General features: G+C 70.4%; 13 protein-coding genes. 7 read left to right on the plus strand and 6 right to left on the minus strand.

Going from position 1 to position 12,832, the window contains the following annotated elements; translation table 11 throughout:
- Positions 1 to 196: 196 nt before the first annotated feature.
- Together D0Z08_RS29695 and D0Z08_RS29700 are read left to right on the plus strand one after the other, a co-directional pair.
- Positions 197 to 964, plus strand: coding sequence for a PIG-L deacetylase family protein (locus tag D0Z08_RS29695; protein ID WP_118928903.1), 768 nt, complete (start codon positions 197 to 199; stop codon positions 962 to 964).
- Positions 965 to 997: 33 nt separating this feature from the next.
- Positions 998 to 1,849, plus strand: a complete 852-nt coding sequence (locus tag D0Z08_RS29700; protein WP_118928904.1) for a DUF72 domain-containing protein — start codon at positions 998 to 1,000, stop codon at positions 1,847 to 1,849.
- Here the strand turns inward: D0Z08_RS29700 and D0Z08_RS29705 are convergent.
- From D0Z08_RS29705 to D0Z08_RS29715, 3 genes are all read right to left on the minus strand, one after another.
- Positions 1,827 to 2,546 (minus strand): lysophospholipid acyltransferase family protein, encoded by a 720-nt coding sequence (locus tag D0Z08_RS29705; protein WP_182481579.1) that lies wholly within the window; start codon positions 2,544 to 2,546, stop codon positions 1,827 to 1,829. The genes D0Z08_RS29700 and D0Z08_RS29705 overlap by 23 nt on opposite strands.
- A gap of 56 nt (positions 2,547 to 2,602) precedes the next feature.
- On the minus strand, positions 2,603 to 4,318 hold the full coding sequence (locus D0Z08_RS29710; protein ID WP_118928906.1) for an LCP family protein: 1,716 nt from the start codon (positions 4,316 to 4,318) through the stop codon (positions 2,603 to 2,605).
- A 98-nt stretch (positions 4,319 to 4,416) separates the two neighbouring features.
- Complete coding sequence (locus D0Z08_RS29715) at positions 4,417 to 5,427, minus strand: phosphotransferase (protein ID WP_118928907.1); 1,011 nt, start codon at positions 5,425 to 5,427, stop codon at positions 4,417 to 4,419.
- Between the two features lie 219 nt (positions 5,428 to 5,646).
- On the opposite strand from D0Z08_RS29715, the gene D0Z08_RS29720 reads away from it, so the two are divergent.
- Positions 5,647 to 6,492 carry a pyridoxamine 5'-phosphate oxidase family protein gene (locus D0Z08_RS29720; RefSeq protein ID WP_118928908.1) on the plus strand — a complete coding sequence of 282 codons (846 nt, stop codon included), beginning with the start codon at positions 5,647 to 5,649 and terminating at the stop codon, positions 6,490 to 6,492.
- A gap of 94 nt (positions 6,493 to 6,586) precedes the next feature.
- On the opposite strand, the gene D0Z08_RS29725 is transcribed toward D0Z08_RS29720, so the two are convergent.
- Positions 6,587 to 7,846, minus strand: a complete 1,260-nt coding sequence (locus D0Z08_RS29725; RefSeq protein WP_220454449.1) for an esterase-like activity of phytase family protein — start codon at positions 7,844 to 7,846, stop codon at positions 6,587 to 6,589.
- Between the two features lie 143 nt (positions 7,847 to 7,989).
- Between D0Z08_RS29725 and D0Z08_RS29730 the strand changes: the two genes are divergently transcribed.
- Both D0Z08_RS29730 and D0Z08_RS29735 read left to right on the plus strand, forming a co-directional pair.
- A complete protein-coding gene (locus D0Z08_RS29730; protein ID WP_118928909.1) occupies positions 7,990 to 8,664 on the plus strand; it encodes an arsenate reductase/protein-tyrosine-phosphatase family protein in 675 nt (224 codons plus the stop codon).
- A gap of 33 nt (positions 8,665 to 8,697) precedes the next feature.
- Positions 8,698 to 9,351 carry an arsenate reductase ArsC gene (locus D0Z08_RS29735; protein WP_118928910.1) on the plus strand — a complete coding sequence of 218 codons (654 nt, stop codon included), beginning with the start codon at positions 8,698 to 8,700 and terminating at the stop codon, positions 9,349 to 9,351.
- Positions 9,352 to 9,420: 69 nt separating this feature from the next.
- Here D0Z08_RS29735 and D0Z08_RS29740 read toward each other — a convergent pair whose 3' ends face one another.
- Positions 9,421 to 10,803: an alkaline phosphatase PhoX gene (locus D0Z08_RS29740; RefSeq protein ID WP_118928911.1), complete on the minus strand. Its 1,383-nt coding sequence runs from the start codon at positions 10,801 to 10,803 to the stop codon at positions 9,421 to 9,423.
- Between the two features lie 126 nt (positions 10,804 to 10,929).
- Here D0Z08_RS29740 and D0Z08_RS29745 point away from each other — a divergent pair, with 126 nt between their 5' ends.
- Positions 10,930 to 11,976: a metallophosphoesterase gene (locus D0Z08_RS29745; RefSeq protein WP_118928912.1), complete on the plus strand. Its 1,047-nt coding sequence runs from the start codon at positions 10,930 to 10,932 to the stop codon at positions 11,974 to 11,976.
- Between the two features lie 27 nt (positions 11,977 to 12,003).
- Here D0Z08_RS29745 and D0Z08_RS33545 read toward each other — a convergent pair whose 3' ends face one another.
- Positions 12,004 to 12,138 carry a hypothetical protein gene (locus D0Z08_RS33545; protein WP_281271797.1) on the minus strand — a complete coding sequence of 45 codons (135 nt, stop codon included), beginning with the start codon at positions 12,136 to 12,138 and terminating at the stop codon, positions 12,004 to 12,006.
- Between the two features lie 40 nt (positions 12,139 to 12,178).
- Here D0Z08_RS33545 and D0Z08_RS29750 point away from each other — a divergent pair, with 40 nt between their 5' ends.
- Positions 12,179 to 12,769, plus strand: coding sequence for an HD domain-containing protein (locus tag D0Z08_RS29750; protein WP_220454450.1), 591 nt, complete (start codon positions 12,179 to 12,181; stop codon positions 12,767 to 12,769).
- The last annotated feature ends 63 nt before the right edge of the window (positions 12,770 to 12,832 follow it).

The raw sequence follows: 12,832 nt of genomic DNA on the forward strand, positions 1-12,832 counted from the left end.
CCACCAGGGCTACCAGCTACGCCAGCTCGGCCTCGGCACCTACCGGTGGACCACACCCCACGGCCTCGGCCGCCTCGTCACCACCACCGGCACCCGAAGATTCCAACCCCTCCAAGGCCCCGGAGACCTCCTCGGCGAGATCTACTACCCCGACAATTCCGCCGGCCTTCGATAGCAGGCGTGCCATGCTCGGCGCATGGACGAGATGCCTCCCCCGTTGAAGCCGCTCCCCGAGAACTGGGAGCGGGCCCTGGTGATCGTGGCCCATCCCGACGACGTCGAGTACGGCGCAGCCGGCGCGATCGCGCGCTGGACCGGTCAGGGCAAGAAGATCAACTACGTCATGGTGACGAGTGGCGAGGCCGGTATCGACGGCCTGCACCCCGAGGAGTGCCGGGCACTCCGTGAGGCCGAGGAGATCGAGTCCGCGCAGATCGTCGGCGTCGACAAGGTGGAGTTCCTCGGGTTCCCCGACGGAGTCCTGACCTACGGACTCGAGCTGCGCGCCAAGGTGGCGAAGGCCGTGCGGCAGCACCAGCCCGAGATCGTGATCACCATCAACTTCCGCGAGATGTTCGGGCCGGGCGCGCTCAACCAGGCCGACCACATCGTCGTCGGACGGGCCGTGCTCGACGGTGCACGCGACGCCGGCAACCGCTGGATCTTCCCCGAGCAGCTCTCCGACGAACCCGACGGGCTCAAGCCGTGGGGTGGCGTCCGCGCGGTGTGGGCAGCCGGGTCACCGGAGTCCCGTCACGGCGTCGACGTCACCGACACCTTCGACGTCGGCGTCCAGTCCCTCGAGGCGCACGAGGCCTACATCAAGGGCCTCGGCTGGGAGGGCTGGAGCGCGCAGGACTTCCTGGAGGGGATCCTGCGCCAGGGCGGCTCCCGGATGGGTACGACGTACGCCGCGTCGTTCGAGGTCTACTCCCTCGTCTGGGGCGGAACCGACGAGGACTGACTGAGGGCCGCAACCCACGGGTACCGCCCCGGCATGGGTGGTGAGATCCGCGTCGGCATCTCCGGGTGGTCGTACGCCGGCTGGCGGGGCGACTTCTACCCGCGTGGGCTGCCGCAGCGGCAGGAGCTGACCTACGCCGCCGAGCGGATGGGCTCGGTCGAGATCAACGGGTCGTTCTACTCGCTGCAGCGGCCGTCGTCGTACCTCTCCTGGCGCGACGCCACTCCCCCGGCCTTCCTGTTCGCCGTCAAGGGCGGCCGGTTCATCACGCACATGAAGCGGCTCCGCGACATCGAGGCGCCGCTGGCGAACTTCTTCGCCTCCGGCGTCCTCGCCCTCGGCGACAAGCTGGGACCGGTCCTGTGGCAGCTCCCCGAGTCCGTGCAGTACGACGAAGCCGTGCTCGACCGGTTCTACCGACTCCTCCCCGACACCACCGGCGAGGCAGCGGACCTCGCCGAGCGTCACGACGACCGGCTGTCCGGCGACCGGGTGTGGACCGACATCGATGCCGACCGGCGGCTGCGGCACGTGCTGGAGTTCCGGCACCGCAGCTTCTGCACCGACCAGGCGTTCGACCAGATGCGGGAGCACGGCATCGGTTGTGTCATCGCCGACGCCGCCGGCCGCTGGCCGCAGGCAGACGTGGTGACCACCGACGTGGTCTACGTGCGACTGCACGGCCACACCGAGCTCTACCGCAGCGGCTACGCACCGGCCTCGCTCGACAAGTGGGCCGACCGGTGCCGGGACTGGGTCGGCTCCGCCGACGTGTTCGTGTACTTCGACAACGACGCGCGCGGCCACGCGCCGTACGACGCGATGGCGCTAGCGGACCGGCTGGGGTCCCTCGTCACGCTTTCTACCTGTCGAGCCTCTTCTTGACGACCCAGGCACCCAGGCCCAGCGCGGCCGCGCCGGCGGCGACCAGCCCGGCCCGGTTCTGCCAGCGGTGGTACTCCTCGGCGACCTGGGGCCAGGCCTCTCCGATCGCCGCGGCCGCGTCCTCCGGCGTCGCCTCGAGCCCCTCGACCGAGACCGGGGTCCCGAAGACCATCCGGACCTTGCGCGGCAGCGGCCAACGCCGCTTCTCGGTCCCCGTGATGGTGGCGGGCACGAGCGGCGCTCCGGCCTCGATCGCCAGCCGGGCAGCACCCCGCTTCGGCGTACCAAGGCCCTCCTCGCGGACCCGGGTGCCCTCGGGGAAGAGCGCCAGTGCGTCACCACGGGCGAGGATCGCGCGGGCGGTCTCCAGTGCCTCGGCGTCGGACTCGCCGCGCCGGACCGGGAATGCGCCCAGCCGCAGGAAGATCGGTGCCATCGGACCGTCGAAGTGCTCGGCCTTGCCCATGAAGTGAACGGGGCGGCGGAGCACGATGGCGACGAAGAACGGGTCCCAGAAGCTCTTGTGGTTGGGCACGATGACGACCGGGCCCTTCTTCGGGACGTTCTTCGTGCCGGTCGCGGTGAAGCCGCAGACGATCCGGAAGATCAGGGCGGCGGTGTACTTCACGATCAGGTACAGCGGTCCGCTGACCCCCTTCTCGCGCGCGATCCGGTGGGCTTCCTCGTTGGTCGTCACGTCGGCCATCTTGGCGCGCGACCGGCGACGGGGGCTACGAACGCGCCGGGCCGACGTCAGTAGCCGTCGGCGGCGATCGCGTCCTCGACCGTCTCGCCGGTCGGCTGGTAGGAGCAGGCGTCCTCGGGATCGTCAGCCGGGTCCCGCTCACCCGAGCCGTGCTTCTTGGGCGGCGGGTCGAGAGAACGCTCGACGATGTCGTGCATCCACTCGAAGTCGGGGTCGGCCGAGCTGAACTCCTCCGACGAGCGGAACACCACCGACTTCACCTTGGCGTCCTTGACCTTGAGGGCCAGGTCGACGAACGCCGACGCCAGCTCGCGAGGGATGTCGGTGTAGACGATCTCCTCGCCGGCCTTGAGCAGGTCGAGGTACTGCACGAGCAGCGTCGCGGGGTCGGCGGCCTCGACGATCGCGTCGACCATGCAGCGCTGCCGCTCCATCCGCTCGTAGTCGTCGGAGCCCCAGCGCCCGCGGGCGAACCACAGCGCGTGGAAGCCGTCGAGGTGCTGGTCCGGGCCCGGAGCGAGGTAGTCGTCCGGCGGGATCCCCGCGGAGGTGTCGCCACCGATCGCGATCGGCTCGTTGATGTTGACCGTCACGCCGTCCATGGCGTCGACGATCTCCTTGAACCCCTCGAGGTTGACGAGCACGTAGTACTCGACCGGGATCCCGAGGGAGCCCTCCACGGCCTGCTTGATCGCGTCCGCGCCCTCGTTGTGGCTCTTGCCGAGGACACCCGGGTGCAGCGCGGGGATGTTGCGATAGATCGCGTTGAGCATGTACTCGCCGTTGGCGGGGTCGCCGTCGGAGAAGCCGTAGGGGTAGAGCTCCTGCAGCGGGCTGCCCTCGGGGAACTGGGCGTTGGCCATGTTGCGCGGCAGGCTGAACGTGACCGACTTGCCGGTCTCGGTGTCCATGCTGAGCAGGATCATGCTGTCCGTCCGGACGCCGTCGCGGCCCTCGCTGCCGTCGCCGCCGAGGAGCAGCACGTTGACCCGCTCGCGGCCGCCGAACGGGTCCTCCGCCGTCACGTCGTCGGGCGTCGTCGCCACCTCGTTGTCGTCGAAGACGTTGTCGACGAAGTCGGCGGTCGCCAGCGCGTACTGCGCACCTCGCAGCACCGGCGCTGCCACCACCAGGCAGATCACGACGACCGCGACGTTGCCGACGGCGGTGTGCCAGCGCGGGCGGTCGCGGGGTCGCACCAGTCGGTACGACGTCCACACGACAGCGAGCCAGATCAGTAGCAACACCACCACGACCGCAACGATCCGGGGCAGGTTGGCGTCGAAGGCCAGGTCCACCGCGCGGGTGCGGGCTGTGGCCAGGTCCAGGTCACGGCCGAAGTACCAGATCACCCCGCCGAAGATCGCCGCCCAGCCGAGCAGGACGACCCAGCCGGCGAGCCGCCGTCGTGCATAGAGGTAGCCGATGCCCGGGACCACGGCGGTGACGAACGTGATTCCGAGCGTGCCCGGCAGTCCCTTGGTACGACGCTCCGCCGGCCGCAGTGCGCGTCGCCCACCACGCGCGCGCTCACCGGCGGCCCCGCGCTCGACCGGGACGGGCTCCGGGACGCGCTCCGGGACGCGCTCCGGGGCGCGCTCGACGGGGGCGCGAACGACCGGGTTGTTGTCAGGTCGAAGGGCGCGCTTGCCGCCGTACGCGCTGGCGGCGCGCTGCCGGCGACGGTCGCCTCGCGTCTGCCGGACAGACCGGGACGCGCGTCGAGCGCCGCCCGGGCGCCCGGGGCTCGCCGTACCGGCCATCCGTACCTCTCGCAACAGACGCGGGAGAGCCCCCACGCCCTCCGCGACCCGATCCCCACCGAATTCCGACCCAGTATCGCCACGCCGAGCCCGTGACGTCACATCGGTGGCAGGTGTCCCACCGGCGGATCAGCCACGAGGGTACCCAGCCAGTCCGCTGGAGCCGAGCCGTACTCCGACCTCTCGACGGGTGTCATCGTCATGACGCACCGCCGCCACGACTCGATCCGCGCCAGCCGGCCGAGCTGGAGCGCGGCCGGGAGAGCCGCCCGCAGCGCGCGCGCCGGCACCAGGTCGGACCACACCTCGAGCGCCGCGTCGGCGATCCGCCGGAGCCGCAGGTCGTCCGGACCGGCGCCGAACTCGTGCGCGCTCGCGTTGAGCGGGATGAGCAACGCGCCGAGCGGCTCGGCGATGACGGCGTCGCCGAAGTCGAAGAAGCGCAGCGGGATCTCGGGCCCGTTGGTCGCCACCACGTTGGCCGTGTGCAGGTCGTTGTGGTTGAGGGTCAGCGGGAGGTCCAGCTCGGCCACCTGGTCCGACCAGCGCTCGATGGCCGGGAGCAACGCCCGGAGCCGTCCGACGACCTCCTCGGGCACCCGACGCGGGTCGCCCGCCGGCAGCGCCCCGAGGCGCCCGATCGCGTCGCCGACGTACGTCGTCGCGCACTCCGGCAGCATCTGGGTCAGCCCGAGGTCCTCCGAACGCGGCACCACGGCGCGCTGCAGCTGCGCGGCATCGCGGACGATCCGGGACCAGAGGTCGACGTCCTGGTCGACACCGCGCTCGGACAGCGTGTGCCCCAGGTCGGCGGTGAGCAGCAGGTCGCGGCCGGCATCGGCAGCCACCACGGGTACGACGTAGTCCGGTGCGATCTGCGCCAGTGCCGACACGAGCCGGGCCTCGTGCGCCTGGCCCGGGCAGTTCTGCTTCGCGAAGTAGATCCGGCCGTCCGCCTCGGCCCGCCACACGGTGGACCACGGCCGGATCTTCACCGGTTCGAACACCGTGGGCTCGCCGACCGCGGAGACGACGAACTCACGGAGCTCCTCCCGGAACTCCGCGGTCTTCCAGACGGCGCTCGTCCACGCGCGGCCACCGGTCGTCATGGAGCGAAGCCTCCACCCGCCACTCCCCCGAGCGCTACCGGGTTTCGGTGGGGACCACTCGCCCCAGCGACTCCCCCGAGTCCCTGACCCTGCTGCTGGCGCTGCGCTCCAGCCTGGCGCTGTGGCGGGCCGGTCACCTGGAGGAGCGCGCCGACGGGGCGTGACCCAACGCACCTCGGTGGCGGGAACGACACGCCCGACCGGCCCTGTTGCCTCTGCATGACCCGCGCCCGCTCTGACGCCTCCCGCATCCTGTCCCGAGGACGGCTGGCGTACGTCGCCATCGACGTCGGGACCGGGCCACTCGTCACCCCGGTGCTGTACGGCGCCCTCGGGGAGGACCTGTGGTTCGTGACCAACCGTCAGGCGCTCAAGGCGCGGGTGCTCGCTCGGCGGCCGGCGGCCGGCTGGGTGGTCAGCGGCGACGACAGCTCCGTCGTGGCGGCCGGCGAGGCGCAGCTCTTCTCGCTGTCGGACCCGCGCGCGGCACTCGCGCGGGTGGCGGAGCTCGCGCACGCACCGGCGGCGCTGGTGTCCTGGGCGAAGCGGAACCCGCGCCAGGTCGCGGGATTCCTCGGTGACTCAGTGGTGCGCCCGAGCCGGGCGCTGCCGCAGGACGTCGTACTCGTGCGGCTGCGGCCGACGGCGTCGGTGGTCGTCGACCGGCCGGCGCACGTCGAAGACGCGGAGGTCAGCCCGGCGGTGACGTCGGCGCTCCCGGAGGCGCTCGCGCACCTGCCGGCGACCCCGTACGGCGTGCTCGGCCTGGTCACGCCGCAGGGACCGCTCGCCCTTCCGATCGCCTGGGACGGCACGACCGCGACCCTCCCTGACCAGGTCGCCGACCTGGTCCGCGATGCCGGGCCCAGCGTGTGCGTCACCTTCGACGACCCCGTGCGCAACCGACCGACCCAGCAGCGCGGCGTCGTCCTCCGCGGTTCGGGTGGGCCGGTCCTGGCCGGCACGAGCACCGGGTGGGCGGTCGACGCCACCCGCATCACCTACTGGGACGGCTTCGACACCCGCACGGTCACGCTCACGCGCGAGCCGGTGCCGACGCCCTGAAACGGCCCTGATACGACGAACCCCGCCCGATCTCGATGAGGTCGGGCGGGGTTCTGTGGCAGGCTTTGGGACGTTGCGGTCCGGTGTGCGAGCATCAGCCGCTCGGCAGCAGGCGCCGGTCTACCTTGAGCGGCGCGGCGAGCCGGATCTCGAGGTACTCGTTGACGTCCGGTACGTCGGCACCGCGGCCACCGACGGCCGGGAAGTTGTTGTCGTTCATGACCGCGATGGTCTGCGCGTCGACGATCTCGACGTCCTCGATGGTGACGTAGGGGAAGGTGAAGACCTCACCGAAGCCGCCGAGTCGGTCCGGGTTGCGCACATTCATCAGGTCCACCAGCAGAGTCTTCTCGACGTAGCCGTCGCCGTCTTCGTCGGACAGGTCCACCAGGTAGATCCGCTTGAACGCCGCTGTCGAGCCCTGCAGGTTGTCCCGCTCGATCACCAGCGCCTGGTGGCCGTTGATCATGATGAAGTCTCCGAGCGCGTTCGCTGCGGACTCCATGCGGTACCGCAGGAAGCCGTTCTCGAATACTCCGCTCACCACGGTGTAGATCCTCAGGTCTGCGTCTAGTCCGGCGGCCTTGTCCTCCGCGGTTGATCCCTCCAGCATCGGGTGCAGGACCCGACCGTTGGGCGCGATCGCCAGGCCTTCGTAGCCCTTGCTGTTGGCCAGGTTCGGGGTCGCGCCGCCGAGCGTGGGGTTGGACGGCGACATCACACCCGGCGTGGGGACGGGCGGCTGGAGCAGCTCGCCTTGGTCGTTGGTGTGGAGCAGGTAGGGCCCGAACTCCTCGCCGAACCAGAACGTCCCGTCCGCCGCAATCTGCATCGACTCCGGGTCGAAGTCCCAGCCGGTCAGGATCCGGTCGCGCGACGGGCACGCGTAGCCCGCCGGCAGCGAAGCGGCCGACGTACAACCGCCGTCCCGCCAGATTGGCCATGGGATGTGGCGATCGGGGTCGCTGAGGTTGAAGGCGAGGCCCTCGTACGACGTAACGCCGGTCTCCCCGGCTGGCCGGACCCGGTGCACCGCGAGTTCGAAGTCGGCGCTGTTGGCCTTCGCCCCGAAGCCGTTGTCGCTCATCACGAGGTAGCTGCCGTCGGCGAGTGCGTGGGTGCCGGAGAAGCCCTGGACCGGTTGACCCGGGTACGGAGCCGGCACGGCAGCGTTGCCCGTCGTCCAGTGGCCGCTGGACGCGCTGCCGGGGACGTAGGTCTGGGTCGGCAGCATCGACCAGCCGACGAGCGTGGCGTCGGAAGGGTCGGGGCTGGTCGGCGCGGCCGCTCGAGCGGTCGAGACGAGAGCGATCGGCATGAGCGCGGCGGCGATGAGGATCCCGGGCTTGTTCACGTGCGCCACCTCATCGGAGATCGGTGACCTCGGGATGAACGGCGCCTGTCAGGTCGAGGATGTCGTTGTGGCATCCCGCCGGACAGGTGTTGCTCACGGGCGTCATCTTGACGACGCAGAATCACTCAGTCAAACTTGCCTCAATGGACACTGAGGCAATGGGGTCGGTCGAGCATCGTGCAGCGGTACACGCTGCGCTCGCCGACACCACGCGGCTCCGGATTGTCGACTTGATCTCGGTCAGCGACTTGTCGGCCTCCGAGATCGGCGCGCGCGTCGGCGTCGCGTCGAACCTGCTCGCCCACCACCTGCGGGCCCTGGAGGGCGTAGGTCTCATCACTCGGCGCACGTCCGAGGGCGATCGACGGCGCAGCTACCTGCGCCTGGTCCCTGCCGTGCTCGAGTCCCTCGACCCGCGGCCGCTCGCCGTACCCGACCGCGTGGTCTTCGTGTGTACGGCGAACAGCGCCCGTTCACACCTCGCCGCAGCGCTGTGGCGCCGGACCAGCGCGATCCCCGCAGCGAGCGCAGGCACACACCCAGCGGCGGTGATCCACCCGGGTGCGGTCGCGGTGGCCGGCCGGCGTGCGCTTCCGCTCCCTCGTCGTCGACCGCGCGCAGCCGAAGAGGTGCTCGCGGACGGCGACCTCATCGTCACCGTGTGCGATCGCGCGCACGAGGAGCTCAGTGGCGTCGCCGGCCTGCACTGGTCGGTGCCCGACCCGGTCGCTCCGGGCACCGAGGCGGCGTTCGATGCGGCCTTCGACGAACTCGCAGAACGGGTCGCGGCTCTCGAGCCACACCTCCGAACAGCCTGACCAACCTCCACCTCATCCGGAAGGGGCTCACCGATGAGCACCGAGCAGCACGAGATCAGCCTCGACCAACAGGTCGCGCTCAAGGGCGCCGCGCAGCGGCTTGCGGAACACTTCAGCGGGACGTTCAACAAGGAGACGATCGAGCGGTTCCTCGTCTCGTCCTACGACGAGTTCGCCGACCGCGCAACGCTCACCAACTTCCTGCCGCTCCTGGCCGAGCGGTTCGCCAAGCAGCGACTCCAGGCCCTCGCCAGGGTGGAGGGCCATGGTAGTGACGGCAAGCCGATCGTCCTGTTCCTGTGCGTCCACAACGCCGGCCGGTCCCAGATGGCACTCGGCTTCTTCAACCACCACGCTCGGGACCGGGCGGTCGCGTGGTCCGGCGGCTCGGAGCCAGGCACCCAGATCAATCCCTCCGCGATCGAGGCGATGGCCGAGCGCGGCATCGACATCACCGAGGAGTACCCCAAGCCCTGGACCGAAGAGATCGTCAGCGCCGCGGACGTGGTGGTCACGATGGGCTGCGGCGACGCCTGCCCCTACTACCCCGGCAAGCGATACGAGGACTGGGAGCTCGACGACCCCGCCGGCAAGAGCGTCGAAGACGTCCGGCCCGTGCGCGACGAGATCGAACGACGGGTCCTGGAGCTGCTCGATGAACTCGTGGCCGTCTCCGCAAAAGGGTGATTGCGTCCCGGTTCAGACCCGCAGGCTCACCGGCGTCAGCGAGCGCTCGGCGCGGCCACTATCGGCGCGTCAGAGGGCTCCCGTCCGCCACGGTCCGGTGATAGCGAGCGTGATTCCCGGGCTTTGAAGGTTCACGAAGAGCCAGCTGCCGTTGGTCGGTTCGAACACAGCCCCCGCCCACTCGGAGCCGCGGTAGTCCCGCGGCGCGACGTTCTTGCCCGCAGTACCGCCGCGGAGGTCGGCGATGTTGGCGGCGAAGCGGAAGATCTCCCCGTCGGTGGTCAGGCCGTGGACGTACTCCATGCCGCCGCCGTCCTCGCAGAGGACGAGGCCGCCGCGGGGGCTGACGCACATGTTGTCCGGTGCGTTGAGCACCTCTGCGCTGGGTGAGGCGAACAGCACCTGGAGCTCGTCGGTGGCCGGGTCGAGCTCGAAGACCTGGCCCTCGCCGGCCGGGCCGCCGTTGGTGGTGAGCACGTAGATCCGGTCGTTGCCGTACCAGGCGCCCTCGAGGCGGCCGAAGACCGCGGCGCCGTTGGCCTGGGCCTGGTAGCGCACCGTGTCGTCGGCGGGGTCGGGCTCGTCGACCGGCACCCAGCTGACCTTGCCGTACGACATCGCTCCGTGAGGACGGGTGTCGAGCGTGGTCTCGCCGATCCTCATCGCCTCCAGGCGGCCACCCTGGGCCAGGTCACCAGGCACCGTGGGCACGAAGCGGTAGAGGCAGGCGTCGCCGCGGTCCTCGGTCTCGTAAACGATTCCGGTCGCCGGATCGATCGCCGCCGCCTCGTGGTTGAACCGCCCCATGGCCTTGTAAGGAACCGGGTTGCCCTTGCCCTCCGACGCGACCTCGAAGACGTAGCCGTGGCGCAGTCCGGCCGTCAGCCCGAATGTCTCTTCGCAGGTGAGCCAGGTGCCCCACGGGGTCGGTCCGCCCGCGCAGTTGCGCATCGTGCCGCCGAGGCTTCCGTAGGACTCCAGGAACTGCCCGGCCTCCGGGTCGAACACCATCGTGCTGGTGCCGCCGCCAGCCGCCGGGTTGTACGCCGGGTCGGTGAACGCCGGAGCAGCGCTGCGCTCGTGGTTGCGCACGATGTGGACCCGGTCGCCGTACCGGAAAGCGCCCATGCCGTCGTGTGCGTCGGGGGTGGGTACGCCGTCGCTCATCGGGTCGTTGGTCCAGCCGTAGGAGAGGTACTCGAACCCACGCGGCAGCTGCAGCAGCGTCAGGCCGGTTGCCTGATCCTTCACCGGCGCCAGCGGCCCGTACCCGGCGCCGAAGTCGAACTTGACGGTTTCCGCCGCGGCGGTCCTCGCCGTGAGGGCCTGGAACGGGATGCTGCCGGCCGCAGCGCCGAGCGCCGCGACGCCCGTGCCACGCAGGAAGGAGCGGCGGCCAAGGCTGGAACCTGCCGTCGAGCTGGTGGGGGTGGAGGAGGTCGTGTCGGTCATCGAAGGTCCTTAAGGAGGTCGGGAACCGCAGCGCGGGCGCTTGCTCTGCGCCGATCGCGAGAAGGCTCCCGTGCGCCGCACCCCGGCCACAACGGGTGCCGCACTGTTGTCGACGAGCCTTGGCCGATGCGACACCACGAGTTCACCGGGTCCGGCAAGCCTCGCGTCATCCCCAGCCGTCGCCGAGACCAGGAGTACCGCGTGAACCGCCTCTCGATATCCGCAGTCGTCGCCCTGTTCGCCCTTCCCGCGTTCGCGGTCGCACCCGGAGGGGCAACTGCGGCACCCGGCGGGCCGGCCGGCCCCGGCCCGACGACCTTCGCCCTCATCGGTGACACGCCGTACGGCGACGCGCAAAGGGTCCAGCTTCCCGCCCTGGTGAAGCAGGTCAACCTCGACCCGAAGGTACGGATGGTTCTGCACGCGGGCGACGTCAAGAGCGGCTCCTCCACTTGCGACGACGCACGGTTCGCGGACCTGGCCTCGCTCTTCAACACGTTCGCGGACCCGTTCGTCATCACCCCGGGGGACAACGAGTGGACCGATTGCCACCGCACCGCCGCCGGCGGCTACCTGCCGACTGAGCGACTGGCCGCTTTCCGTGAGCTGTTCTATCCCGAGGTCGGCCGGTCCCTGGGAAGCCGCACGATGACCATGACGGCCCAGCCGGTCGCCCAGCCGGAGCACGCGGACTACGTCGAGAACGTGCGATTCGTACGAAGCGGCGTCGTCTTCGCCACCGTGCACGTCGTGGGGAGCGAGAACGACCTGGCGCCGTGGAGCCAGCTTCCCGGCGGCGATCGCCCCGCCGAGCGGATTGCCGAGTTCGAGGCACGACAGGCCGCGAACCTGGCGTGGATCGACGCTGCGTTCGAGCAGGCGCGCGCCGTCGACGCTGCCGGAGTCGTGCTGATGATGCAGGCCGAGCCGGTGGAGAGTCCCGGGTTCACGGTGGAACGGGCGCGCATCGTCGAGCAGTCGCGCGACCTTGGCCGCCCAGTGCTGCTGGTGCACGGTGACGAGCACCTCTACGAGGTGGAGCGGGAGTACGCCGGCGTGCCGAACCTGACGCGTCTGGAGACCTTCGGGGATACTGCGACCCAGTGGCTGGCCGTGACCGTTGACCCGCGCACGCGCGACGTCTTCAGCTGGGAGCCCCGCTCGGTGGACTGACCGTCGGGCGGCGGTAACCGCGGTGGGTCAGAGCGCCGCGGGTGATTCCGCGTTGTCGACGACCAGCTCGGGCGTGCCGGTGCCGTCGGCGAGCGTGGCCCAGACCGACGGCGTCCCCTCGCTGTCCCACAGGGTGTAGGCGACCCGGCTGTCGGTCGGCAAGCGTGGCGTCGTTCGGTTGAAAGTTCTATCATCGTCCGGGATGGCGCCGATGCGCACCGATGAGGGTGCTGAGCTCGCCTTGGCCGACGACATCGTCGGCCAGGCCAGGGCGCTTTCTGCCCGGCTTCTGGTCGGCCTGCCGGATCGTTGGCGGCACACGATCGCGGTGGCCGAACGCGCAAGGGAGCTGACCGGTGCCGTGAATCCAGCGGACTGCGAGATTCTCTGCGCTGCGGCCTGGCTGCACGACGTGGGATATGCGCCGCTGATCGTCGACACCGGGTTCCACCCACTGGACGGTGCCAGGTATCTCGACGGGGAGGGGTGGCCGAGCCGGCTCTGCGGCCTGGTCGCTCACCACTCCGGTGCCCTGTTCGTGGCCCGAACGCTCGACCTGGGCGACCAGATGGCCGCCTATCCCGATGAACGGTCCCCCGTCACCGATGCCCTCGCGTACGCCGACCAGACCGTCGGCTTTCGAGGAGAGCCGTTGCCGATCGAAGAGCGCATGGCCGACATGCTCCGTCGTCACGGATCAGGCTCGGCCAATGCCACCGCGCACCGCTTCCGTGCCCCCTACCTGCTCGCCGCCGCGCACCGGGTACAGCAACGCCTGACACTCGCGACCTGACCCACGTTCCCTGGCGGCGTGGCCGGCCTCGACGACGCTTGTTGTTCATCTGGGTGCCCGAAA

The sequence above is a fragment of the Nocardioides immobilis genome (assembly GCF_003515065.1).
Lineage (GTDB): Bacteria > Actinomycetota > Actinomycetes > Propionibacteriales > Nocardioidaceae > Nocardioides > Nocardioides immobilis.